This is a genomic window from Lacticaseibacillus baoqingensis (genome assembly GCF_003946165.1).
Classification (GTDB): domain Bacteria; phylum Bacillota; class Bacilli; order Lactobacillales; family Lactobacillaceae; genus Lacticaseibacillus; species Lacticaseibacillus baoqingensis.
On sequence record NZ_RHOI01000006.1, the window covers coordinates 1 to 24,658 of the forward strand.

The window sequence follows — 24,658 nt, forward strand, 5'->3', positions numbered from 1 at the left end:
GAACACAGAAGTTAAGCTTCTCTACGCCGAGAGTAGTTGGTGGGCAACTGCCTGCGAGGGTAGGAAGTCGCCACGCTAAGATAAGACCAGTCAGTTGACTGGCCTTTTTTGTTGGCTATTAAAGATGGTACAATCGTTGCGAGGTGAATAAGATGACAATGGCAGTCACAACGGCAAACTTACCACAGCAGGTCCAATCAGGCGTGGTCATATTGGAGTTATGGGCGCCTTGGTGTGGCCCTTGTAAGATCATGAGTCCGATCATGGCGGCGTTGGAAACAGAATTACCATTGCGGGTCCTCACGATGAATATCGATGATGATAAAAGCGTTGCGGAAGAATTTGGGATCCAAAGCATTCCTGCCATGATCGTTTATCGAGATGGCAAACCATATGAAAAAATCGTTGGCGCCTATTCTAAGGCGAAGTTGAAGGCACATCTGGCACAAACGCTTGGGAGCGACTATGCAAAATGATGAGTTGTTGACGACTTGCTTGTTAGCAGGACGCATCATGATCGAAGGCGGTTCAGAGATGTACCGCGTTGATGATACGATGCGCCGGATCGCCAAAAATGGCGGTGTGGCGCAAGCGTTGGTATTTACGACGCCAACGGGGCTATTCATCGGCTTAGAAGATAAGCCGATGGTCAAATTGAGTCCAGTGGATCGGCGGTCGATCGATATGGAAAAAGTGGCTCAAGTCAATCAGCTGTCACGCGAATTTGCCGCGCAAGCCATCGACTTGCCAACGCTGCATCACGCATTGCGACGGCTGGATCAGCACACGCCATTTTTCCCATTTTGGCTGCAAGTGTTAGCCGCAGCCGTGTGCAGCACGACGTTGATGGTGATCTTTGCGCAAGCTTACGATTGGATCGATATGCCGCTGGCGGCTTTGGTCGGCGCCTTGGGGTACGCAGTTTATGGTAAGATCAGCTCGCTAACGCAAGTGCGTTTTATTAGTGAACTCTTAGGGGCTTTTGTCGTGGGGGTCACCGCTTGGGTCGGGGTGCGCTTAGGGCTCGGCCACAACCTTGATAATGTCATCATCGGGGCGGTGATGCCGTTGGTACCCGGAGTGGCGATCACAAATTCGATCCGCGATATGCTGGCAGGGCACTTATTGTCTGGCATTGCGCGCGGTATGGAAGCACTCTTGAGCGCCGCGGCGATCGGTGTGGGGATCGCAGTCATCTTTCGCTTTTTCTAGGGGGACATTATGCCGTATTGGTTGCAGTTAGTGGTCCAGATCAGCTTTAGTTATCTTTCGACGGTCGCGTTTGCGATCATCATCAACGTACCGCGCAAGGCCTTGAATTTGGCTGGCTGGGCCGGGGCGATCGGCTGGTTAGTGTATTGGGTCTTATTGTACGATCTGCAAGTTGGCCGCATGCTGGCGAATTTACTAGGGGCATTTGCGATCGGGTTGTGCGGGATGATCTTTTCTCGGATCAAAAAAATGCCAGTGATCATTTTTAATATTCCCGGCCTGGTGCCGCTGGTGCCAGGGGCAACGGCTTATCAAGCGGTGCGGGCCTTAGTCTTGGGCCAGGTGATGACCGCTTCGAAGCTCACCGTGCGTGTGGCCATGGTCGCAGGGGCGATCGCCGTCGGGTTCATGCTGGCGCAATTGTTGGCCGAGCAAACTTACCGGCGGACTTGAAACTGTTGGCGCCGGCACCTAAACGTGTTATGATGAAGCCATGCGATGAGTCGAGTAACCCACTTTTTGGGTGAAAGCGCAGCTGGCAGGCATGAATTACCACCCGACGGATTTCGGGGCCAGTGGTCACAGGTTGTGGAGCCGAGATGGCCTTATCCGTTTTGCGGATACTGCAAATAAAAGGCGTACTTCTGCGGAAGTACGCCTTTTTTGTGGCCGAATATTGCCGTTGTGACTCAGCGCTTTTTCTTCGGCGTCCAGCTCATCATAAAGACGCCGCCAAGCACTAAGACGATGCCGATCAGTTGCAGCGGATGAAAGCCTAATGACAAGAACATGATCGATAAAACCGTGGCAGTTAGCGGTTCTAGATTGCCGATCATGCTGGCGATCGCCGGGCGCAAGATCTTGAGGCTGGAGATATAAAGGATGTAGGCTAAAAAAGTGGCCCCAAAAACGATGAAGGCGACGGCGACCCAAGTCCATGGGGTGAGGCCAGTCGGAATGTGCCATACTGGGGTGATCGCATTCATGAGCAGTGCCCCAATGACTAACCCCCAGCCGACGATCACCAAAGGCGGCTCTTGGGCTAATAGCGGGCGCGGCAGTAAGGTATAAGCCGCACCGGTGACCGCGGCTAGCAGGCCCCAAAAAATCGCGATCGGCGCCACATGCAGCTGTGTCAAGTGGCCATTGGTCACCAATAAGAAAACGCCGAATAAAGCCAAAATGATCGCCAAGGCATCGATCAAACGCGGGGCAGTGCGCGTGCGCAAGCAAGTGACGATCGTGATCATTGCCGGGACCAGTGATAACATGATCGTAGCGATGGCCGCATTGCCGTAAAAAATCGCCAGCAAATAGGTAAATTGCGCTAACGCCACGCCGACGATGCCAAAAAGCAGCAAGCGAATGGCCCCTTTACGCTGATGCCAAACGCGTAATAATGGGCGGTGCATGATAAGACTATAAATGATCATGGCGATGCCTGCCCAAGTCAGGCGCATGCTGACTAGCCACGCCGGCGAAGCGGTACTGGTGTTGAAGATCACATTGCTTAAAACACCGCCGATCCCCCACATGGTGGTGCCACAGGCGGCTTGGATCGCGGCTTGACGAGTTGTTTTGGCCATTGCTATTCCTCCAATAACGGCGTAATGCCGCATTGGTTTCTAGTATAGCGAGTTGGCGCGTGAACCTCTAGGGAATTATTTTGCAATTTGTGGTTGACAATTAAGAGGATAAGAAGTAAATTCTAATTAATCATTAATCTTGAAAGGGGGATACATCATGAATAATCAATTTGTACTGGGTGTATCTGCCCGTCAAGACTTGGCCTTGTTGTTGAAGTATAAGGACCCGACGATCGACTAGCATTGCTGGTTGAAAAGTTGAGCCCTGATTTTGCTTTGACGATGGGGCTCATCGCACTACTAGATGATTGGCCTCATCCGATAAGGGATGAGGCCATTTTTAATGTCTGGGGACCCGGAAGCGCGCCTGGGGAGCCATAAGATGAAAAAAGGGGAAGAATACTTATGAAAAACACACTGGTAAAGATCATCGCAACGGCAGCGACGGCAGCTGCCATTATGGCAATGGCAGGCTGCAGTGCCAAAAGCGCAGCGGGTAAAGGCAATACGGCTTCTGGCAACACCATCAAGATCGGCATGAATATGGAGCTGTCAGGCGCTGCTGCCGGGTATGGGAACCAAATGAAGCAAGGCTTCGATCTGGCCGTTAAGCAAATCAATGCAGACGGCGGGATCAAGGTCGGCGACAAGAAGATGAAGATCAAGACGGTGGTGCAAGACAATAAGTCCACCACTTCCGGCTCTGCTTCAGTCGCCGCCCAGTTGGCGACTAAAGATAAAGTGACGGCGATCGTTGGCCCAGCGACGACCAATGATGGGACCGCCGCGATCCCGAACATCACCAAGGCCGCTGTCCCATCGGTCAGCCCGTCGGCGACTGATCCAGATTACACCTTGCAAAAAAACGGCAAGGTCCAGACCTATGTTTTCCGGGCATGCTTCAATAACGACTTACAAGGCGAAACCGCGGCGCATTTTGCCAACAAGACCTTGAAAGCCAAGAACGTTGCGATCTTAGCGGATAACTCCAGTGATTATGGCACCGGCTTAGCCAAGGCGTTCAAGAAAGCTTATACCGGCACCATCAAGTCGACGCAGTACTTCTCTGAAGGCGACAAAGACTTCAATGCGTTGATCACCAGCATTAAGAACAAAAAAGTCGATGCAATCTATGCGCCAGGGTATTATTCCGAATTAGGCCTGATCATCAAGCAAGCGCGGCAATCTGGTGTTAATGTCCCGATCATTGGTTCTGACGGGATGGCGGATCCAAAACTGGCCCAAATCGCCAGCAACAGCAATGCGACCAACGTTTACTACACCACGCCGTTTTCGACTAAAGCAGGTGATACCAACGCAGTGGCTAAGCAATTCATGACGGACTTCAAGCAAGAATACAAAGAAGACGCCCCGACCTTCTCAGCACTGGCGTATGATTCTGTTTTAATGATCAAACAAGCCATTGAAGACAGCAAGTCCACGAACTCCGTCAAAGTGGCGAAGGCCTTAGCTAAGATCAAGGATATGCCAGCGGTCACCGGGAAAACTTCCGTGGATAAGAACCACGATCCAGAAAAGCCGATCGTAGTTGAACAGCTCACCAATGGTAAGGTGACCAGCGCCACTGCCGTCAAGTAATCTGTTAAAACGATGAGAACCAATATCAGGCAGTCGATGCCCATAACAGCGGCATCTGATTGTATCAGAATTTGATTCTTATGTGAGAAACTTATTGACTTTTAATAATATCCCCATTATTATTAAAACATTCAGCCGAAACTTAATTCTAGTGGCGTAAACTACGGGGTTCTGCAGTGGGACCAGTTTAAGACACCATTAGCAAAAACGGTTAAATCTTGCGATATGAAGGAAGAGGGATATCAATGAAAAAGTCAATCATGAAACGAATCGCTGCCTTAGGGGCAGTCGCTGCCGCCTTTACGGTGTTGGCAGGGTGTGCGCAAAGTGCCGCTAGCAAAGGGAACACTGCCAGTGGCAGCACCATTAAGTTAGGGGTCAACATTGAATTGTCTGGTGTTGGCGGCGGCTATGGCGAACAAGTCAACAACGGGATCAACTTAGCGGTTTCCCAGATCAATAAAGATGGCGGCGTCAAAGTCGGCAAGAAGACTTATAAGTTCAAGACGGTCACGCAAGATAACAAGACCGCGACTTCTACCGCGGCTTCCATCGCGGCGCAATTGACCAGCAAGGAGAAAGTTTCCGCATTGATCGGGCCAGCCACGACCAACGCGGCTACCGCGGCATTGTCTAACGCCACTAAAGCCAGCGTCGCGCAAGTTTCGCCTTCTGCTACGGCAGCTGACTACACCCTCCAAAAGAGCGGCAAAGTGCAACCTTATGCGTTCCGGACGGCTTTCACGGATGATTTCCAAGGCACCAAGGCAGCCAACTTCGTGGATGATACCTTGAAAGCCAAGAAAGTCGCCGTGTTGGCTGATAACTCTAACGACTACGGCAAAGGCTTAGCAGCGGCGTTTAAGAAAGAATACAAAGGCACCGTGGTTGCCACGCAATACTTCCAATCTGGCGATAAAGACTTCAATGCCGTGTTGACGTCATTAAAGAACAAAGGCTTTGATGCGTTATACATTCCTGGTTACTACACCGAAATTGGCTTGATCATCAAGCAAGCGCGGCAAATGGGGATCAACACCCCGATCGTCGGTGGTGATGGGATGATGGATCCTAGCTTGACTAAGATCGCTGGGGCCAAGAACGTCACGAATGTTTACTACACCACGCCATTTTCCACCTTATCGGCGAAGTCCGATAAAACCGTCGCCAACTTCCTTGACGCCTACAAAGCCAAGTATGGCGATACGGCATCGGCCTTTAACGCCCTTGGGTTTGATTCAGTTTACCTGATCAAGCAAGCCATCGTGGATGCAAAGTCGACCAACTCCGTAGATATCGCCAAGGCTTTAGCTAAGGTCAAGGATCTCAAAGGGGTCACTGGCACGATGACGATCGATTCAAAGCACAATCCAGAAAAGACGATTTCTGTTGAAAAACTGGTCAATGGTAAAGCTGTATCTGCCACGACCGTTAAATAAACATTTGACGATAGCAGGCGTGAATTTGGCGCCTGCTATTGCGCTTATTCATAATAAAAGGAGGCGATCTCTTGCACACAGCTATGCAACAAATCATCAATGGCCTTTCACTTGGCAGCATCTACGCGCTGTTGGCATTGGGATACACCATGGTCTATGGCATTATCAAGCTGATCAACTTCGCTCACGGTGATGTTTACATGCTTGGGGCGTTTTGGGGTTACTTCATCATTAACAAATATCACGTTGACTTCATTGTCGCCTTATTATCGGCAATGATCGTTACGGCGTTTGCCGGGATGCTGATCGAATATCTGGCCTATCGCCCGCTGCGCAACTCACCGCGGATCACCGCGTTGATCACGGCGATCGGGGTCTCCTATTTCCTGGAAAATGGGATGTCATACCTGTTTGGAGCCAATACCCGCAACTTCCCGCAAGTCGTGAAACAACATAACTACACGGCTTTTGGGATCAATATTTCTAACATCCAACTCTTGATCTTAGTGACGGCGATCATCTTGATGGTGCTGTTACAATTGATCATTCAAAAAACCAAGATGGGTACGGCGATGCGTGCCGTTGCGGTGGATCAAGAAGCCGCTGCGTTAGTCGGGATCAATCCTGACCATGTCATTTCCTTTACCTTCGGCTTAGGGTCAGCTTTAGCCGGCGCTGCTGGGGTATTGATCGGGTTGTATTACAACTCGATCGATCCTTTGATGGGGATGACGCCTGGGATCAAGGCCTTTGTCGCCGCAGTTGTCGGCGGGATCGGCTCGGTGCCTGGGGCGGCGATCGGGGGCTTTTTGATCGGGCTATTGGAAACCGGCGTGCAAGCGATCGGTTTGTCTGCTTATAAAGACGCCGCCGTGTATGTCGTGTTGATCTTGATCTTGATCGTCTTACCGTCAGGGTTATTAGGCAAAAACGTGAAGGAGAAGGTGTGAGCATATGACCAAAAAGAAACTCCAAGCAAACGGCTTATGGTTGCTGGTCATGATCGTTGGCTATTTGGCCATCAACCTCCTCGTGTATACCGGTGTTGTCGATAGTTTTATTGAAAACATGTTAGTGACGATCGGGATCAACATTATCTTGGCCACTGGATTGAATTTGATCATCGGCTTTTCTGGGCAGTTTTCGCTTGGACATGCCGGGTTCATGGCCATCGGTGCGTATGCGACCGGGATCATTTTACAAACTGTCCCGACTGTCGGCGGCTTTGTCGGCTCGATCGTCGTCGGGATCATCATTGCGATCATCGCCGCGATCATCGTGGGGGTGCCAACACTGCGGCTTTCCGGGGATTATCTGGCGATTGCGACCATGGGGGCGGCTGAGATCATCCGCGTGGTGATCAACAACATGAAGATCACCAACGGGGCTGCTGGATTATTCAACATTCCGCAATTTGCCACTTGGCCAGTGGTGTATGTACTGGTATGTGTCACGACGATCGTGATCGTCAACTTCGCCCATTCGCGGGCAGGGCGGGCGATCCAAGCGATCCGTGATGATGAAATCGCGGCAGAAGCGGTGGGGGTCAACCCGACCAAATGGAAGCTGGCGGCGTTTGTGCTTGGGGCAGCCACAGCTGCAATCGGCGGTTCGCTGCACGCCAGTTATATTCAAACGATCGCGCCAAGCGATTTTGGGATCATGAATTCCATTGCCTTATTGATCATTGTGGTGCTGGGCGGGGTCGGTTCGATGACCGGCACCTTCTTAGCTGCGATCGTGTTAGGGGTATTGGATACCGTCTTACAAAGTTTCGGGACTTTGCGGATGGTGATCTATGCTGTGGCGCTGATCGTGATCATGGTCTTTAAGCCAAGCGGGCTGTTAGGCCGTTATGAATTCTCATTTGCGCATGTCTTGAACCGTCATAAGAAGGAGGATGCCGCATGAGTCGTTTGTTACAAGTGGAGCATGTCTCCAAGATCTTCGGGGGTTTAAAGGCGGTCGAAGATGTCAGTATGCATGTTGAAGAAGGTGAGCTGGTGGCATTGATCGGCCCTAACGGGGCCGGTAAAACCACGCTGTTCAATGCCTTGACCGGGGTCAGCCCGGCGACTGAAGGCAGCGTCACTTTCAACGGGGTGTCTTTGGATAAGAAGAAACCTTATCAAGTCGCTAAAATGGGGATCGCGCGGACGTTTCAAAACATTCGCTTATTCCATCAACTATCTGTGCGCGAAAACCTGCAAGCAGCCATGACGCATCGTTATAAAGAAGATTTTGTTTCGAGCATTTTGCGCTTGCCGACGTTCACCAAAAAAGAAGCCTTAGTGAATGGTTGGACTGATGAAATCTTAGCCAAACTTGATCTCAGCGATGTTGGTGAGATGATCACCGCCAACTTGCCTTATGGGACTCAACGGCGCGTGGAAATCGCCCGTGCTGTGGCGAGTGATCCGAAGCTGATCTTTTTGGATGAACCCGCAGCCGGGATGAATCCAGAAGAAACGGCTGATCTGACGGACTTGATCCGGCGGCTGCAAAGCGAATTCGGATTGACCGTGGTCTTGATCGAACATGATATGTCATTGGTGATGAATATCGCAGAGCGGATCTATGTGTTGGAGCATGGGAAGCTGATTGCTGAAGGCACGCCGGCTGAGATCCAAAACAATCAAGCGGTCATTACGGCGTACTTAGGAGGTGGCATCCATGTTTGAGGTGACAGGATTAAAAGTCAATTATGGTGCGATCCAAGCCGTCCGCGGCGTCGATTTCAATGTGCAAGATGGCGAGATCGTGACCTTGATCGGCTCCAACGGTGCTGGCAAGTCGACGATCGTCAAAACCATTTCCGGCCTTTTGCGGCCTAGTGCTGGTAATATCGTGTATGACAACCGCGGCTTGACGCATCTGTCGGCGTCTCGGATCGTCGGCGCTGGGATCGCGCAGGTCCCAGAAGGCCGGCATGTGTTTGCAGGGCTATCGACCATGGAAAACCTCAAGATGGGGGCTTATCTGGTCCCGCGCAATGAGCAGCAAGATGTGCTGGACAACGTCTTTGATCAGTTTCCAGTCTTGAAGGAACGGCGCAATCAAGATGCTGCGACCTTATCTGGTGGTGAGCAGCAAATGTTGGCGATGGGCCGCGCATTAATGGCCCGGCCTAAGCTGTTGTTGCTGGATGAGCCTTCAATGGGGCTGGCGCCGATTTATATTCAAAAGATCTTCGATATGATCAAGACAATCAACAGCCAAGGGACCACGGTACTATTGATCGAACAAAACGCGCTGCAAGCTTTACAAATCGCCAACCGCGGTTATGTGATCGCCAGCGGCAACGTCAAACTCAGTGGGACTGGGCAAGACTTGCTGGCTGATCCAGCGGTGCAAAAGGCTTATCTTGGCGGGTAAGAGCCGCCCATCAAAAACGGACCAGTCACTTAGCGACTGGTCCGTTTTTGGTTTAGCTGGCGACTGCGGTTGGCTGTGCCGCAAGGCTTTTGAGCCATTGCTGGAAAAAGGTGTCTTGGGTGGTTTGCCAAGACCAAGTGTCATGTTCTGGCAGCGGTCCGCCAACTTCGCGTAAATGCTCTTGCCACAGCCCGTTGCGGCGGTATTCAAGATGGCCAAACAAGTAGACTTCCCGACCGTGATCGACAGTCACCAAAAGCGGATGCCCGTCGGTGGTTGCCGCATGCAAGGTCAAATCAGCAACTGACTGCAAGGCCGCCAAAGGGATATCGACATAGCGCGCATGCGGCGCTAAAAAGCCATTCGGCAAGCCTTCAAGCAATGGCGTTGGGGTATCAAGCCGATGGGCATAGGCGCCAAAGAGTTTTTGCGGCAGCGGGTTTTTAGCGATCCCATAGCGGTGATGCAAGGCCGCCATAGCACCCCAGCACAAGTTGAGTTGCGGGAGCTTTGCCGCTGCCAAAGCGTCGATCAGCTGGGCCACTTCGGCGTAATAATGCACCGCAGCAAAATCCAAGCGGTCGATCGGCGCCCCGGTGATGATAAAGGCGTCCATCGTCAGCGCTTGCGTCAACGACAACGGGCGGATGCGGGCGTCAGGGTGTTTCAGCGGGTGGCTTTTAGGGGTGAACCAGTGCAGGTGCACATGGGGGCCTAACGCTTGGGTGAAGTCGGTGATCGTCGCCGACTTGTCATGCATCAAATGCAAGATCCCGATGTTCATTGCATTACGGCGTCAAAGCCGGCTTTGAGGTCCGCTTTTAAGTCGGTGATATCTTCGACCCCGACGGATAAGCGGATCAGCTCGTCTTGAATGCCATTTTGTAAACGGATCTCCCGGGGGATGGCCCCGTGAGTCATTAACGCTGGGATCTCGATCAGCGATTCCAAGGCGCCTAGGCTTTCGGCGAGGGTGATCAACTGAAGATGTTCAACGAAGACTTGCGGGTCTAATCCTGGCTGCAGTTCAAACGACAGCATTGCACCAAAGCCATGCATTTGTTTTTTGGCGATGGCATAATCTGGATTGTCAGGATCGCCTGGATAATAGAGCTTGGCGACGGCTGGTTGGGCCTTTAAAAAGGAGAAGAGCTTTTCGGTGTTGGCCAAATGTGCTTGCATGCGCAATTGTAAGGTCTTGATGCCGCGTTGTAAGAGCCAGCTTTCTTGCGGGGCCAAGATCGCGCCGATCGCATTTTGTAAAAAGCCCAGGCGTTCGGCTAACTGTGCGTCTTTGACCGCCACGACGCCGGCGATCACGTCGGAATGGCCGCCGAGGTACTTCGATGCCGAATGCAGCACGATGTCGACGCCTAGCGTCAAGGGCTGTTGGACAATCGGGCTGGCGAAGGTGTTGTCAATGATGCTCAACAAACCGTGCTCGCGGGCGATCGCGGCAATGGCTTGAATGTCAGTCACCCGCAGCAAAGGGTTAGTCGGCGTTTCCAGGTAAATCGCCTTAGTTGCCGGTGTCAGTGCGGCAGTGACCGCATTTAAGTCGCGCGTATCCACCACCGTGAACGTGATGCCTAAACGGCTGAGCACTTGATTGAGCAAGCGAAACGTCCCGCCGTAGACATCATCGCCGACGATGATATGATCGCCGGCACTGAATAAGGAAAACACGGTCATGATCGCGGCTGACCCGGAGGCAAATGCAAACCCAGCCGTGCCTTGTTCGATATCTGCGACTAAAGCTTCAACCGCTTGGCGCGTGGGATTGCCGGTGCGCGAGTATTCCCAAGGGGCTTGGCCGATCTTGTGCTGGTGAAATGTCGAGGCCATATAGATCGGCATGGAGGTCGCGCCGGTCGTGGGGTCTTCAGAGATACCGCCGTGTAATAATTGCGTTGCTAATTTCATTGATTTGCTCCTTTGGGTGTGTTTAGACGTCATAAATTGATTCGCTCAAGTACCGTTCGCTGCTGTCTGGGAAAATCGTCACGATATTGCTGCCAGCCGGCAGTGTTTCAGCGACTTGCAAACTAGCCGCGACCGCCGCGCCGCTTGAGCTGCCGATGAACAACCCGGCTTGCTTGGCTAATGTGCGGACTTGCAAAAAGGCATCGGCATCGGGGATGGTCAAGGTGGCATCGATTGTTAAATGGTCAAAAAACGGCGGGATGAATTCGACGCCAATGCCTTCTGTGCGATGCGGATGCGGTTGGCCGCCATTGAGGATCGACCCGGCTGGTTCGACGACGATCGCTTGGGTGCGCGGGTCTTTGCTTTTGAGGTAAGCGGCGACCCCGGCAAAAGTGCCGCCGCTGCCGGCACCAGCGACAAACGCTGCGATCGGTTCATGCAAGTCTTGGGTGATCTCAGGGCCTAAGGTGTCATAATAGGTCGCGGGATTAGCCGGATTGGTGAATTGCATCGGCAAGTAGCTGTCAGGGGTCTGGGCGGCTAAGGCTTGCGCTTTTTTGATGGCGCCTTTGATCCCATCGGCAGCAGGGGTATTGATCAGCTTGGCCCCTAGTGCTTGCATCAAGGTTTGCTTTTCGGCACTGAATCGCTCTGGGACCACCAAGATCACCGGCAGCTGGCGTGCTTGGGCGGCTAAGGCGACGCCGATGCCGGTGTTGCCGGCAGTGGGTTCGATGATCGTGGTGTGTTTGGTGATCTCACCGCGCCGGATCCCATCGGCGAGCAAGTATTCGCCGAGGCGGTCTTTGATGCTGCCGCCAGGGTTGAACATTTCGAGTTTGGCATAGATGTGCACGTGATTAGGGGTCGCCAGCGGCAATTCGAATAGTGGTGTGTTGCCGATAGCTTCTTGGATGTGATGGATCAACATAGCGGGTCTCCTTTCAAAAGGCAAAAAAAGGCGCGCCACCAAAAATTGGTGAGCGCGCCTTAGTCCAGTCCGATACCTGAACATGGACTCATACCGTCATTGAGTCAATGCAAACAAGTCGGACATCGCTTAAGGCGCGCTATCCGACAGCAACAATTAGCGTTGAAAGTTGGCATGACTAACATGGCTGAATCCTCCCGATATGAATTACCGTAACTGTAACCTCTTGGTGGCAGTCTGTCAAGCGATAATAATTTTGTTAATACTGACCGTCTCTGGTGACATTGGCGGTGAAAACCGCTGCAAAACCAGTTGCAGACCCGGATCTTTGTTATGATAGAGAAGATTGGAGGGGTGTTCATGGCTGAAGAGCAAACGCCGCTGCACTTAAAGCTGCCAAAAGCGGTGTGTGCGGAATTAGGCGTCGATGCGCACACACCCATGCAACTGCGGGTCAAAAATAATCAATTGGTGATCCAACCGCGGTTCAAAGAGCGGGTGGCCGGGCGGCGCTGGTTTTTATTATGGCCGGTGATCCTCTCTGCGCTGTTGGCGATCGGGGTGTATGGCTATTGGTGGTGGCAAGGCTTGGCAACGGTCCCATTATCTGGCGGCACGTCGGTGGCCAGTTTTGTGATCGGCATCGGGTCTTTGGCAGGCTGGTGCATGTTTGCCGGCTTTTTTGTCTATATGCGCCGTGCTGAAAGTCACCCGCTGATCTACTGGCGGAATTTTCCGGTGATCTTGATCGCGTTTGCGGTGATATTGGGGCTGGCGTTGATCGGCGGCTTTTGGGTCTTGGGCCAGCTGTTTCCTGGCGCGGCTTTTGATCGCTTCACGGCGGCGTTGATTTTTTGGGTATTTACCATGATCGCCACGGCATTCATGGTGGAAGCGGCGTTGACGATCACGGCCGCCACGCTGAGCAATTTGTTGACGGTGGTGATCGTGACTGGGGTGGTGATCGCCATGGCCGCGAATAACCATCGGCGTTGGTGGCAGCATAACCTCAGCTTTTTAGGTACCGATATGGCCAGTAATGCCTGGCAATTCAACCTCACTTTGATCATGTCGGCACTATTGATGATCGCGTTGATCGACACACTGTTTGTGGCATTAGCGCCAGTTTTTCCACGCGACCGGCGCTTATGGCTCATGCGCGGGATGTTGACTTTAGTGGCGGTCGACCTGGCCGGCGTGGGCTTGTTTCCTAACAATGCGGCATCACACCTGTTGCATGATCAAGCCGCCGGGATGCTGGTGTTTTTGGTCGCGGCGTTGATCATTGGGTGCCGCTGGTTATTACCCGGCGTTTCAAAAGCCTTTTTGACCTTGTCTTACGGTGTCGCCGTGTTGCTGCTGCTGTTGAATTTCGGCTTTCGCTGGTTTGGGTATCCGTCGCTGACGTCGTTTGAGATCCAAGCATTTGCCTTAGCATTTGGCTGGTTGTTGTTGCTATTCAGCCGCTTGCAAGCACTAGTCGATCAAGGCAAGCAAGCATGGACCGTGGTGATCCAAGCCAGTGACGACAAAAAAACGGACGTGTCTTGAAGACACGTCCGTTTTTGATGTTTGCCGCTTAGTTTTCGGTGCTTTTGGCAGGGGTTTTTACGGCAAATGACGCGATGAACGCGACGACTGCTAAGATCAACACAAAGGCAAAGCCGGCATGCGACCCAACGGTCAAGCCGGCGATCCCAGCTTGTTGGCTGCTGCCAAAGGCGATCATCGACGTGGCGACCGCCGTACAAATGGCGCCGACGATCTGTTGTAAGGTATTCAAGATCGCACTGCCATCGGCATTCAAGGCTCCAGACAAGCTGTTGAGCCCGTAAGTTTGCGCCGGCGACATCGCCAGCGGCGCACCGATCATCAACACGACATGGCCAAAAATGACCCAGGCTAAAGGACTGTGAGCGTTGGCGGATAACAAGATCAACACCCCGATGATGGCGATGAAAAAGCCGATCCGAGTGAGCCCTTTGGCCCCGTGACTGTCATAAAGCCGCCCGGCGACTGCAGAAGTCAAAGCATTAACGATCCCGCCTGGCAGCATCACGATCCCAGTCAACGCGACTGGCAAGGCCATGACCCGCTGCAAGAACATCGGCAGCAAATACATCGACGCTAAGATCACCCCAAAATCGAGCATCACCAACAAAGTGCCGACGGTGAACCGGCGCGTTTTGAAAACCGTCAGATTCAACATTGGCTTGCTCAAGCGCAATTGGCGGCGTGCGTATAAGACTAAGGCCAACAGCCCCACGATCAACGCGAGCAAGACCTTAGCCGATAACCAGCCGGCATCAGAAGCAAGCGAGGCCCCGATCACGATCCCGGCAAAACCGACTGTCGATTCTATGATCGATAACCAATCCACCGGGGTCTTGGTTTGAGGATACACGTTGTCTAAGGAAGTGGCGGCAAAGACAAAGGCAATGGCCAAGAAGGGGACAAACAGCCAGAAAATATAATGCCAAGAAAGTTTGGCCAAAAGCAAGCCGGTGATGGTCGGGCCGATCGCAGGCGCAAACATGATCACTAATGCGGCCATACCCATGACCGTGCCCAATTTATGCGGCGGAAAGATCTGCAAGGCAACCGAAAACATCAAGGGTAAGACCAACCCGGTGCCAATGCCTTGGATCATCCGGCCGAGTAACACGAGCGTAAAGACGCTGGCGATCGCCGAGATACAAGCCCCAACAATAAAGGCCCCTAAGGCGAAAAGGACGATCTTTTTTGTGGTAAACCAACGGGTCAGCAGGCTTGAAAGCGGCATGCAGATCCCGATCACCAGCATATAACCGGTGACCAGCCACTGAATGGTGCCTTGGGTGACGTTTAAAGCGGCCATTAATGACGGCAGCGCGATATTTAATGCAGTTTCAGAAAACATACCAACGAACGAGCCGATCATCAGCCCGACCATGGCCAGTGCGGGATGGGCGATCTCAACGCGGGCTTTTGGCAGTGATTGTGACATTTCCATGGTAACAACAAACTCCTTTTCTCTAGATAATGGCAAAAAAAATAGCCGTAATCGCGGCTAAAGGTGGAACCATCCCCAGTTGCCGCCGGGGATGGCGATCATTAAACAAACTTCACGAGTGGTTATACTACCAGAAAATCTGCTGACGCGTAAGGGAAAACTTAATTTTCTCAGGATTTGCGGGTCAACCGTGGCGAAAACGGCAAAAAAACCGCTGCGATCCAAAGCAATTTTAGCCCATGAAAAAAGCGCCTGGGACCACGATTCATGGTTAGAATCGCGGTCCCAAGGCGCTTGTGTCATGGACGCGGTTGCGTCAAACGCGTCTAAACGAGCTGTCTTAGTCACTATTGGGGCTTAGTCAAGATCAGTCGCAGTTTCGCTGCCGCGGTTTTGGAAGGCGGCTAACGCCTTGCGAGCGATCGGGCCAACGATCAAAAGCTGCAGCGGCAAAGCCATGAAGAGGTTAAAGATCCAAGTGTGTAAATAAGTGAGGACCAGATTGCCGCCAAAGTTGGCGGTAACGATGATGCCAAATGCAGACATCAAGCTAACCATTCCGGCGACCATTAAGATAGAGATCCAGATCCCGATGATCAGCGACTTTTGTTCCATTTCAGGTTTGAAGATGCGGGTGAAAAACAGCTTTTTGGCTAATGGGCCGACGACGCCAAGATCGAGGATCAAGGCGATCACTAAGGCTACCGGGTAGCCTTTCAAGACTTCTAATAGGTAACCGGCACTAAAGCCATCGCTTAACGCCACGTTGTAGCCGGCCATGACAAATACCATGAGGCCAGCCATGATCAGACTGAAAAAGAGTTCTTCTTTAAAATTTTTAGGCACGTTTTCTCCTTGGGCTCGTGGGTTTGAAATTTTGAGCGGTAGTGTCAGCTAACAGCCTATACGGACCCAATCGACGATGTGTCACCCACAGCAATTTCTAACATACCAGAAAAATTGTGTTGGCGTAAGGATTATTTTCAGAAAAATAAAAATAATGGCAAATCGGCTGGACAGCGCTGGATATAAACCCTAAAAATGTTGACTGGTATCAGCCGGCTGATACCAGTCGCGCACTGCTTGCCCCATCGCGCGATCCAGATAGCGCACGACCACCTGTTGATTGTTGTCGCCGCTGCGAATGTTCAAACTCAAGTGGCAGCGGTGCTTAGGAGCCAACCAGATGCTATTGGACAACGCCAAAGACTGGATGTTTTCACGGCGCACGACATATTGCGTCCGCGTCCACCAGCTGCCAGTTTGCACGGCCAAGCGGTGCTCATCGATGATCGCCACGCCGGCGTTGTTAGCGGCATAACGGCCTTGCAAAGCGGCCAATACCAGCCAGATCCCGGCAATGAAGCCCCCTAGCCAAAGCCACTGGGACCAAAAATAGGCCAATGGGACCAGTAACGCGGCTAATACGATGCCATTGCCGATCAGGAGGTTGCGGATGTAATACCAGCGGCTGTTGGCCGGGATCGCGTTTAACGCCGGCGCTGCAGCTGGCAGCCAAGGAATGAATGGATGCATCGTCGGCCAAGTTTGGGCAAATGGCACCACCGGCATCAACACCAGATCGTGGTCGCTTTCATCGTCTGCGGCATTACTGGCGACTAACGCTTGCACGGTGGCCAGGTGCAGGCCTTGGCGCAAGAGACTTTGGCGAATACGAGCGGCTTGGATGCGATCGCGTTGGACGCTGACAGTGGTTCGCTTGAAAAAGCCCCGCGTCGTGACTAACGTGTCACCGGTTTGGGTCAAGGTGAAGTGGTAATATTTTTGCATCAGATTCAAATACGAGGCAAAAATGGCGACGAGTAGGAAAAACAGGCCTAAACCAACAATGACCAGCAGCGCCAGATGCGCCAAACTAGAAAAAACGCGCGCCTGCCAAGCATCGGGAATGAGGTCATCGAGTTTGCCATAAGCGCCGAAGATCACCGCCAATAGCGGCAAAAAGCCTAAGCTGGTAAGCGCATAAAGATTCAGATCCTTAGGGGCGATTTGGTAGGTCAAGTCCGCTTGAGCCGGCACAGCCGCAGTTGGCTGCTGGGCCGCAGGGGCGGATTTTGGCTGGTGCTGGCGATGGGCTTCGATGTCTGCAGCGACGCTTAGCGGCACCGCAAATAAAGTGGCGGCCCCATTTTTCCCATCTTGGCTGGAAGTTTCGACGTTGAGCGTTTCAAGGCCAAACGGGCGCAGGTAAAACCATTGTTGGCGATGCAAGGTCTGAATATTGGCGTAAGGGATATGCCGCACCTTGCGGATGAACAATCCGGAGGTGATCGTCAATTGTTGCGGCGCCAGCAGATAAGTGAAGCGCCAGTAGCGGATCCCCACCAACAAGAGGCTGCCTGCTAAAACGGCCGCCAGCGCTAATAGGTTATACCAAGCAAAATGCGACTGCCAAGTGTTGATGATGATCAACCCCAGCAAAAACAGCCAAGTGCGCAATTCCTGGATGAGCATCAACGGCAACGCCAACAACGGTAAGCGCTTAGGCATCAGCACGCGCCTCCTTTGCCAGCTGCATGATCTGTTCGCGCAGTTGGTCGGCGACTGCACCGGTGACGCCAGCAATGCTGTGCGTCGTTGAGGCGGTGTGTACTTGGACGGCTTGCAAGCTTTGCCACTGCAAAAGCGGTCCGGCAGCTAGGGTGACGTTTTGGATCCGGGCGATGGGGATCGCTTCTTCGGTGCGAAATAAATAGCCGCTGCGCAAATAAACGGCGTCGGCGGTGATGGCATAACGCCAGAAACGGTAGCGATAAGGGATCAACAGCAGGTGGCTGCCGACGTGCAAAATACCGGCTACTAGTGGGATCATGGCTAGCCACCAAGGCCATTGCCACAGGTGGTGGCAAATCAGCAGCGCGGCGGTGATCGCCAGCCAAATGATGCCGTCGATCGCGGCGCGGGCCCGCCACACAGTTTTGATCTGGTGCGGTAGTTGTGCTTGCATCTGATGCCTCCATAATTTTGCCATTAATGCCAAGGGTCATTGTCAGTGTATCAAGTGATGAAGGCGCTAACAAGACGGCAGTGCAAAAATCAGCCTGAGGCAGCGGTTTTAGCCCATGACAAAAACACCTTGGACCCACGATTCGGGTTAGAATCGCGGTACCAAGGTGTTTTTTTAGGGGCATTTTAGACTAAGGGCGTGTAGACCAATTCGACCAGCTGCTTGTGGCTGGCAAAGTTGACGCCGGTGATGTGCTGCTCCAAGATCTTTTGGTATTCTTCGAGCACGTCATAAGGCAGCGGCGTTAAGAGGTGCAGATCATCGATCACATCCGCGACACTTTGGGTGGTATCGAAGTTGATGAAAATATCGATCTTGCTCAGACAATCGGCTAATAAGTCCGTCAACTGGGCATCAGGTTTACCGCTAGGATCAGTGATGACGACCTGCTGGTGGTTCAAAGGTTGGTGGTCAAACTGGATCATTTTCAAAGCCGTAAAAACATTCATCTCATTCACCTCATCACAAACGCTACCGGATATATAGCTTGATTCTACCACAACGGCAGCGTTTCAGCAGGGAAACCCCGAGCCGGCGACCGAGGCAGGACAGAATTGATTAAAATACAATGAGTAAAGCCAGCCGAGAAATTTGTTGAGCATCCGGAAAACCGTGTCGCGACACCGATTAACAAGCCTGACAGTTCGCGGTTTTGAAAAAAATAGTTGACAGTACCGTAGTTAGTGGCTATGATCACATTAATAATTAATGGCACTTGGATGAGTAGTTTGTTACGAAACTTTAAGAGAGGCTGGGGTCGGTGAAACCAGCTAGTCAAGGACAAACGAATATGGTCCGAATCAATGCCAGATGACGCGAGGGCAACTAAGCGGCATCCGGGTACGCCCGATAACGCGTCAGGGATTAACCCGCATGGGTCGGATCCTCAAGGACGGTCATTTGGTGACCGTTGAAGACGAGTGGTACCGCGTGTAGACGCCTCGTAGCTGATTAGCTGCGAGGCGTTTTTTGATTGGTGACAAAAATAGGAGGGGGTGCTGATCATGAGTCGATTGAGAAAACATCGGATCAATATTTGGTTACAGTTATGGCGCGGATGTGCCTTGGTGAGCACCCGAATGTGGTGCAGTGGTTATTATGACGGCATGAGCTTACCACAACCCACAGAGAATAGGAGCACCAAGAATGAAGATCATCACTTATATTGACAATGACACAGAAAAAGTTGGCTTGGTTTCAAACGATGGTCAACGGGTATTTCCGATCAAGACCTTAGGCTACGCCTTTGAGTCGGTCAACGCGCTGATCGATGGCGCAGATGACGCGACTTGGGCAAAGCTGAAACGCCTAGTGAACGACCCGCAACAAACCGGGGCCATTGCGTTTGATCAAGTCAAGCTGACCGCGCCGATCCCGCATCCAAAACGGGACGTGTTGGCGCTAGGACTCAACTATATCGATCATGTTAACGAAGTGGCAAAATACATGGACGAAGATCCGGCCAAGCGGGCAGAACCGATCTTTTTTGCCAAACACGTCGATCGTGCCGTTGGCGAAGGTGAAGCCACACCAGCGCATGCTGATTTTATTTCCAGTTGGGATTACGAAGTGGAATTGACGGTCGTTTTGAAAAAAGAGATCAATCATTTTGTTAAGCCGGAAGCAGTCGAAGATTACATTTTAGGGTATACGATCGTCAACGATATGACGGCGCGTGAACTGCGCAAACACGTGGAGTCATTCTTCCAAAAATCGTTGGATGGGTCGACGACGATGGGGCCATGGATCGTGACCGCAGACGAATTGCCGTTTCCGCCGGCAAAACGGATCCGCTTATGGGTCAACGATGAATTGCGGCAAGAAAGCAATACCGGCAACTTGGTCTTTAGTATTGCAGAATGTTTGAGCACCTTGTCGAAAGGCATGACCTTGCGTGCTGGAGAGATATTAGCTACCGGGACGCCAAATGGGGTAGGCGCTGGGATGGTGCCGGAAAATTACCTGAAAGCTGGCGATCACATCAAAAGCGAGATCGACGGTATCGGGCAATTGAACATCAACGTCAAGGATTAGTGAGGGAAAGGCTATGAAGAAAACAATTTTATCGCTGGCATTGCTGGCCAGTGCAGTATTTGTAGGCACCTTGACCCAAGGACACGCGGTGGCCGCAGCCAAAGCCAAAACGGTCCAAATCGTCTCTTCGCCGGCGTCTAAACCCTATGCCTATACGAATTCGAAAGGCAAATTGGTGGGGTATGACATCGACGTTGCCAAGGCGATCGATAAAGCGGAGCCGGCGATCAAGCTGCACTGGAATTCCACTGAATTTCAGTCGATGTTTTCTGGCGTGGATGCGGGGCGCTATAGTGTCGTTGCCAATGACATCGTGAAAAATCCGGCCCGCGAGAAAAAGTACTTGTTCTCAGATAAGAGTTATCTGACGACTAAGTATTCGATCGTGTATAACAAGTCGAAACAAGGCGGCAAGATCGATACGCTGGCAGATCTCGCCGGTAAGAAAGTCACGACGTTTTCCAATGGGTCTGCGGTGCAATTATTGCTGGAAGCTTATAACAAGAAGCATCCAGACAAAAAGATCAAGCTCTCCCATCTTGATTCAGATGCCAGTGATTTGCTGACGTCAGTCGAAAACGGTCAAGCAGATGCGACAGTGGTGGTGAACGTCACCGGGCAAGCGTACATCAAAGAACATGGGTCCAAGTTAACGACCACCGATCTGCCAGAAAAAGAACAAGGCGGCCAAGACAGCCTCGCTTATTTCTTGTTTGGCAATGATGCTGACGGCAAGTTCGCTAAGCAATACTTTGATCAAGGGCTGGATAAGATCATCAAAAACGGCACCTTGGCCAAGATTTCCAAGCAGCATTTTGGTAAAGATTATACGGGGCAATGATCGTGGAAAAACGTTATGACAGTCAAGTCGTTACCGCTTGGGTCCAAGCAATTTTTGCCGCTTGGGGCTTTAATGCCGCAGACAGCCAAACGATCGCGCAAACGATCATTGACACCGATCTGCATGGGATCGCGTCGCATGGGGTCCAGCGGGTGCAGATGTATGACCGGTTCTTGCGCTGGGGGCGCATCAAGCAAACCGCAGCGCCTGCAGTGGTGCATGAAACCGATATTTCCGCAGTCGTCGATGGCCACTTTGCCATGGGCCAGCTTGTGGGGATCTACAGCATGAACCTGGCGATCCAAAAGGCTAAACAACACGGCTTTGGGATCGTGGCAACGCGCAACTCTAATCATTATGGCGTGGCAGGCTACTATGCGAACCTGGCTGCTGATGCGGGGCTGATCGGATTTTCATCGACGAATACAGGGCCGGGGATGATCCCGACCAATGCGCTTAAGGGCTTTTTAGGCACTGACCCAATTGGCTTTGCCATGCCGGCCACCCCGCATCATTTTATTTTTGATGTGGCCACGACCACAGTGCCTCAAGGCAAAGTTGAGCTGTATTTAAAAGAAGGCAAAGACTTGCCAGCATTGTGGGTGGCCAAAGATGGCCAAACGCCTGTTTATTCGCATGATGCCACGGTGTTAGCCGGCTTGCGTGATGCGCAATCGACGGTAGGACTGGTGCCATTAGGCGGGATCTCCGAATTCACTGGGAGTCATAAAGGGTATGGCTTGGCGATGATCGTGGAGATCTTTACCGGCATCTTGGCGCAAGGCAATGTATCGCATGAGATCTCAGATCAAGATCCGACTGCTGGCATCTGTCAAAGCTATATTGCCTTGGATCCCAGCTTGTTTGGCGATAAAGCGGCGATCTACCAGCGCTTTTCTGCCTACTTAGAAGCGCTGCGGGCATTGCCGGCAGTTCCAGGCAAGCGCGTGTATGTGCACGGTGACAAGGAAGCCGCGGCTTATACGGATCGGATCCGGCACGGCTTAAAAATCGACGCTCAGACCTATTCAGAATTAGTAGCGATTTCAAAACGGCTGGGCGTTGATTATCAGCCATATTTAGACGCATTCAATTGAGGTGATGATGTGACTGAACAGATATTTGATGTGCATTTTCTGCTTGAGACATTTCCCAAAATCATGCCATACTATCCGATCACCATGGCCATCGTGGGGGTTGCGTTAGTATTTGGCTTGCTGATCGGATTTTTTTGCGCATTGATCCGGATCTATCATGTCCGTATTTTGACGACGATCGTGAATATTTACATTTCGATCGTGCGCGGGACGCCGCTTTTGATCCAGTTATATCTATTTTATTATGGCATTCCGATCAGCTTGCGGCTCTTGAATGCCAAATTTCAGACGAACTTCAATATCGATGGGGTCTCGCCGCTGTGGTGTGTGTTGATCTCGTATAGTCTCAATGAAGGCGCGTATCAAACCGAAACGATCCGTGGGGCGATCGAATCTGTCGATCAAGGGGAAGTGGAAGCGGCATATTCGATCGGCCTCACCGGCGCGCAAACCTTGCGGCGGATCATCATCCCAGAAGCCGTCAAAATTGCGATCCCTAATTTAGGGAATAATTTGTTGAAGTTATTTAAAAACACCTCATTGGCTTTTACGGTTTCCGTGGTCGATATTATGGCGGAAGGCAAGCTGATCGGTTCTGAAGGGTACCGCTACTTCGAGGTCTATATTGCCTTGGCGGTCATTTATTGGGTGTCTTGCTTTGTCATCTCTAAAGTCGTCGATGTGATCGAATTGCGCGTCAATGTGGCCGGTAAACGCATAGCGCGCTAAAGGAGGGCAATTTGTTAGAACTTAAGCATATTCAAAAAGCTTTTGGCGATAAGCATGTCCTAAAAGATGTGTCCCTGACGGTTAAAAAAGGCCAGGTGGTCGTCATTTTAGGCCCTAGCGGCTCGGGGAAAACCACGTTATTGCGGACGATCAATTTTTTGGATGGCGCTGACAGCGGTGAGATCGTTTTAGATCAAGATCATTATGACGTCACCCGCATTGCCAAACGGGATGTGTTAGCGATTCGCAAACGGACCGCGTTCGTCTTTCAGCGGTATAACTTATTTCAAAATAAAACAGCGCTTGAAAATGTGATCGAAGGGCTCGTCACTGCGCGTAAAGTGCCTAAAGTAGAGGCGATCACCCGCGGCAAGGCCGCCTTGGCCAAAGTGGGATTGGCAGACCGGGTCGATTTTTATCCCAGCCAATTGTCTGGGGGTCAACAACAGCGGGTCGGCATTGCCCGTGCCATTGTGATCAAACCAGATGTGATCTTGTTTGATGAGCCGACGTCAGCATTAGATCCAGAGTTGATCGATGATGTATTGGACGTGATGCGGGATCTCGTCGATGATGAAATGACGATGGTCGTCGTCACGCATGAAATGTCATTTGCGCGCGATGTGGCCAGTCAAGTGGTCTTCATGGCAGAGGGTAATGTGGTTGAAAAAGGTACCCCGGCGCAGATCTTTGAACATCCGCAAGAAGCGCGTACCAAGCAATTTTTGGCGCGGATATTAAGGGATTAAAGGAAGGCGAAGCAATGGTTGTACAAAGTGGACCGCAACGCTATATTGCCGGGGTGGATGCTTATGATCAATTACCCATCTTCATTGCCAGCGAAAATGTGCATCGCGTCTTGTTGCTGCACGGGCAAAAGTCATTAGCCGCGGCGTTGCCGTACCTGCCGGATTTTGGTGCTGACGTGGCAGTGGTGGATGTGTCTTTTGGCGGGGAATGCTCTTATGAAGAAATTGCGCGCGTCAAGCAGCTCGTGCAGGCCAACCGCTGTGAATTAGTGATCGGGTTAGGCGGCGGGAAGGTGATCGACACTGCCAAAAGTGTGACTGCCGGGACAGCTTTATATTTAGTGACGATCCCGACTTTAGCCAGTAATTGTGCCCCTTGGTCAGCATTAAGTGTGCATTATCATCAAGACGGCACGCATTTAGATCACGTCTTTTATAATGAAACGGCTAATTTGCTCTTGTTTAATCCCGCAGTGATCTTTAATTCCCCGGTCGCTTATTTCGTGGCAGGGTTGGCGGATACTTTAGTCAAATATTATGAAGCAGAGCTGAGTTTTGCCGCATTGGCACCGCAAGACTATACGGTGGGGTTGACCATCGCTAAGCAAATGACCCAATCGTGTCAAGCAGTCTTTTTTGCGACCGCTCAACAGGCAGTGGCCGACATGCAAGCAGGGCATTTGACCCATACTTGGCGAATCGCGGCGGAATCGGTGATCGTCACTGCTGGCTTAGTGGGCGGCTGGGGCGAAGCTTGTGCCCGGCCATTAGGCGCGCATAAGATCCATGATGCGCTGACCTATTTTCCAGAAACCGTCCATTTGCTGCATGGCGATAAAGTCGGCTATGGAATCTTGGTACAGCTGGTCTTAGAGCACCAACTTTTTGAGGTCAAGCGCTTGTTGCCGATTTTTAAAACCTTAGGCATCCCGACGAATTTTCATGAGCTGGGGTTTGCGACGGTTGATCACGCCGTGGTTGAGCAGATCGCTGCGCAAGCGGCGGCCACTTTTACGATCCCGATCAAGATCGATGCCAAAGCGGTGCAACAGGCGATATTACAAGTCGAAGCGCTGACTAATTAGAAAAAAGCATTGCCCATGACGCCAGGTGCTGGCCA

General features: G+C 51.8%; 26 protein-coding genes. 16 read left to right on the forward strand and 10 right to left on the reverse strand.

Going from position 1 to position 24,658, the window contains the following annotated elements; translation table 11 throughout:
- Positions 1-158 precede the first annotated feature (158 nt).
- The 3 genes from EKM91_RS03450 to EKM91_RS03460 are packed head-to-tail and all read left to right on the forward strand — an operon-like array spanning position 159 to position 1,665.
- Positions 159-476, forward strand: coding sequence for a thioredoxin family protein (locus EKM91_RS03450; protein WP_164508433.1), 318 nt, complete (start codon positions 159-161; stop codon positions 474-476).
- A complete protein-coding gene (locus EKM91_RS03455; RefSeq protein ID WP_125749778.1) occupies positions 466-1,212 on the forward strand; it encodes a threonine/serine exporter family protein in 747 nt (248 codons plus the stop codon). Before EKM91_RS03450 ends, EKM91_RS03455 begins: the two co-directional genes overlap by 11 nt.
- Before the next feature lie 9 nt (positions 1,213-1,221).
- The gene (locus EKM91_RS03460; RefSeq protein ID WP_125749781.1) at positions 1,222-1,665 is read left to right on the forward strand and encodes a threonine/serine exporter family protein; all 444 of its coding nucleotides are present in this window, start codon (positions 1,222-1,224) and stop codon (positions 1,663-1,665) included.
- 236 nt (positions 1,666-1,901) lie between these two features.
- On the opposite strand, the gene EKM91_RS03465 is transcribed toward EKM91_RS03460, so the two are convergent.
- Positions 1,902-2,798: a DMT family transporter gene (locus EKM91_RS03465; RefSeq protein ID WP_164508434.1), complete on the reverse strand. Its 897-nt coding sequence runs from the start codon at positions 2,796-2,798 to the stop codon at positions 1,902-1,904.
- Between the two features lie 405 nt (positions 2,799-3,203).
- Here EKM91_RS03465 and EKM91_RS03470 point away from each other — a divergent pair, with 405 nt between their 5' ends.
- From EKM91_RS03470 to EKM91_RS03495, 6 genes are all read left to right on the forward strand, one after another.
- Positions 3,204-4,397 carry an ABC transporter substrate-binding protein gene (locus tag EKM91_RS03470; RefSeq protein WP_125749787.1) on the forward strand — a complete coding sequence of 398 codons (1,194 nt, stop codon included), beginning with the start codon at positions 3,204-3,206 and terminating at the stop codon, positions 4,395-4,397.
- Positions 4,398-4,642: 245 nt separating this feature from the next.
- A complete protein-coding gene (locus EKM91_RS03475; RefSeq protein ID WP_125749791.1) occupies positions 4,643-5,836 on the forward strand; it encodes an ABC transporter substrate-binding protein in 1,194 nt (397 codons plus the stop codon).
- 71 nt (positions 5,837-5,907) lie between these two features.
- Positions 5,908-6,786 (forward strand): branched-chain amino acid ABC transporter permease, encoded by an 879-nt coding sequence (locus EKM91_RS03480; protein WP_125749794.1) that lies wholly within the window; start codon positions 5,908-5,910, stop codon positions 6,784-6,786.
- A 4-nt stretch (positions 6,787-6,790) separates the two neighbouring features.
- On the forward strand, positions 6,791-7,747 hold the full coding sequence (locus tag EKM91_RS03485) for a branched-chain amino acid ABC transporter permease (protein ID WP_125749797.1): 957 nt from the start codon (positions 6,791-6,793) through the stop codon (positions 7,745-7,747).
- Positions 7,744-8,517: an ABC transporter ATP-binding protein gene (locus EKM91_RS03490; protein ID WP_125749800.1), complete on the forward strand. Its 774-nt coding sequence runs from the start codon at positions 7,744-7,746 to the stop codon at positions 8,515-8,517. The genes EKM91_RS03485 and EKM91_RS03490 overlap by 4 nt, the downstream gene beginning before the upstream one ends.
- Positions 8,510-9,211 carry an ABC transporter ATP-binding protein gene (locus tag EKM91_RS03495; protein ID WP_125749803.1) on the forward strand — a complete coding sequence of 234 codons (702 nt, stop codon included), beginning with the start codon at positions 8,510-8,512 and terminating at the stop codon, positions 9,209-9,211. Before EKM91_RS03490 ends, EKM91_RS03495 begins: the two co-directional genes overlap by 8 nt.
- A gap of 52 nt (positions 9,212-9,263) precedes the next feature.
- On the opposite strand, the gene EKM91_RS03500 is transcribed toward EKM91_RS03495, so the two are convergent.
- Genes EKM91_RS03500 through EKM91_RS03510 form a run of 3 tightly spaced genes read right to left on the reverse strand, consistent with a single transcriptional unit; the run spans position 9,264 to position 12,068 of the window.
- Positions 9,264-9,995, reverse strand: a complete 732-nt coding sequence (locus EKM91_RS03500) for a homoserine O-acetyltransferase/O-succinyltransferase family protein (RefSeq protein WP_125749806.1) — start codon at positions 9,993-9,995, stop codon at positions 9,264-9,266.
- Positions 9,992-11,134 carry a trans-sulfuration enzyme family protein gene (locus EKM91_RS03505; protein ID WP_125749809.1) on the reverse strand — a complete coding sequence of 381 codons (1,143 nt, stop codon included), beginning with the start codon at positions 11,132-11,134 and terminating at the stop codon, positions 9,992-9,994. The genes EKM91_RS03500 and EKM91_RS03505 overlap by 4 nt, the downstream gene beginning before the upstream one ends.
- Before the next feature lie 22 nt (positions 11,135-11,156).
- Positions 11,157-12,068: a PLP-dependent cysteine synthase family protein gene (locus tag EKM91_RS03510; protein WP_125749812.1), complete on the reverse strand. Its 912-nt coding sequence runs from the start codon at positions 12,066-12,068 to the stop codon at positions 11,157-11,159.
- Between the two features lie 360 nt (positions 12,069-12,428).
- Between EKM91_RS03510 and EKM91_RS03515 the strand changes: the two genes are divergently transcribed.
- Positions 12,429-13,619: a DUF998 domain-containing protein gene (locus EKM91_RS03515; protein WP_125749815.1), complete on the forward strand. Its 1,191-nt coding sequence runs from the start codon at positions 12,429-12,431 to the stop codon at positions 13,617-13,619.
- A 28-nt stretch (positions 13,620-13,647) separates the two neighbouring features.
- Here EKM91_RS03515 and EKM91_RS03520 read toward each other — a convergent pair whose 3' ends face one another.
- The 6 genes from EKM91_RS03520 to EKM91_RS03540 all read right to left on the reverse strand — a co-directional run bounded on the left by EKM91_RS03520 (position 13,648) and on the right by EKM91_RS03540 (position 18,537).
- Positions 13,648-15,060 (reverse strand): DHA2 family efflux MFS transporter permease subunit, encoded by a 1,413-nt coding sequence (locus tag EKM91_RS03520; protein ID WP_125749818.1) that lies wholly within the window; start codon positions 15,058-15,060, stop codon positions 13,648-13,650.
- 57 nt (positions 15,061-15,117) lie between these two features.
- A complete protein-coding gene (locus tag EKM91_RS13790; RefSeq protein ID WP_164508435.1) occupies positions 15,118-15,408 on the reverse strand; it encodes a hypothetical protein in 291 nt (96 codons plus the stop codon).
- A 9-nt stretch (positions 15,409-15,417) separates the two neighbouring features.
- Positions 15,418-15,906, reverse strand: coding sequence for a DUF2798 domain-containing protein (locus EKM91_RS03525; protein ID WP_125749821.1), 489 nt, complete (start codon positions 15,904-15,906; stop codon positions 15,418-15,420).
- 189 nt (positions 15,907-16,095) lie between these two features.
- Positions 16,096-17,571, reverse strand: a complete 1,476-nt coding sequence (locus EKM91_RS03530; RefSeq protein ID WP_125749824.1) for a PH domain-containing protein — start codon at positions 17,569-17,571, stop codon at positions 16,096-16,098.
- Complete coding sequence (locus EKM91_RS03535) at positions 17,564-18,028, reverse strand: PH domain-containing protein (protein ID WP_125749827.1); 465 nt, start codon at positions 18,026-18,028, stop codon at positions 17,564-17,566. The genes EKM91_RS03530 and EKM91_RS03535 overlap by 8 nt, the downstream gene beginning before the upstream one ends.
- Positions 18,029-18,213: 185 nt before the next feature.
- Complete coding sequence (locus EKM91_RS03540) at positions 18,214-18,537, reverse strand: hypothetical protein (RefSeq protein WP_125749830.1); 324 nt, start codon at positions 18,535-18,537, stop codon at positions 18,214-18,216.
- Between the two features lie 697 nt (positions 18,538-19,234).
- Here EKM91_RS03540 and EKM91_RS03545 point away from each other — a divergent pair.
- The 6 genes from EKM91_RS03545 to EKM91_RS03570 are packed head-to-tail and all read left to right on the forward strand — an operon-like array spanning position 19,235 to position 24,623.
- Positions 19,235-20,122, forward strand: a complete 888-nt coding sequence (locus tag EKM91_RS03545) for a fumarylacetoacetate hydrolase family protein (protein ID WP_125749835.1) — start codon at positions 19,235-19,237, stop codon at positions 20,120-20,122.
- Between the two features lie 13 nt (positions 20,123-20,135).
- Complete coding sequence (locus EKM91_RS03550; protein ID WP_125749838.1) at positions 20,136-20,963, forward strand: transporter substrate-binding domain-containing protein; 828 nt, start codon at positions 20,136-20,138, stop codon at positions 20,961-20,963.
- 2 nt (positions 20,964-20,965) lie between these two features.
- On the forward strand, positions 20,966-22,060 hold the full coding sequence (locus EKM91_RS03555) for an Ldh family oxidoreductase (protein ID WP_125749840.1): 1,095 nt from the start codon (positions 20,966-20,968) through the stop codon (positions 22,058-22,060).
- Between the two features lie 9 nt (positions 22,061-22,069).
- Positions 22,070-22,789, forward strand: a complete 720-nt coding sequence (locus tag EKM91_RS03560) for an amino acid ABC transporter permease (protein ID WP_125749843.1) — start codon at positions 22,070-22,072, stop codon at positions 22,787-22,789.
- 11 nt (positions 22,790-22,800) lie between these two features.
- A complete protein-coding gene (locus EKM91_RS03565) occupies positions 22,801-23,538 on the forward strand; it encodes an amino acid ABC transporter ATP-binding protein (RefSeq protein ID WP_125749845.1) in 738 nt (245 codons plus the stop codon).
- Between the two features lie 14 nt (positions 23,539-23,552).
- Positions 23,553-24,623, forward strand: a complete 1,071-nt coding sequence (locus tag EKM91_RS03570) for an iron-containing alcohol dehydrogenase family protein (RefSeq protein ID WP_125749848.1) — start codon at positions 23,553-23,555, stop codon at positions 24,621-24,623.
- Positions 24,624-24,658 lie beyond the last annotated feature (35 nt).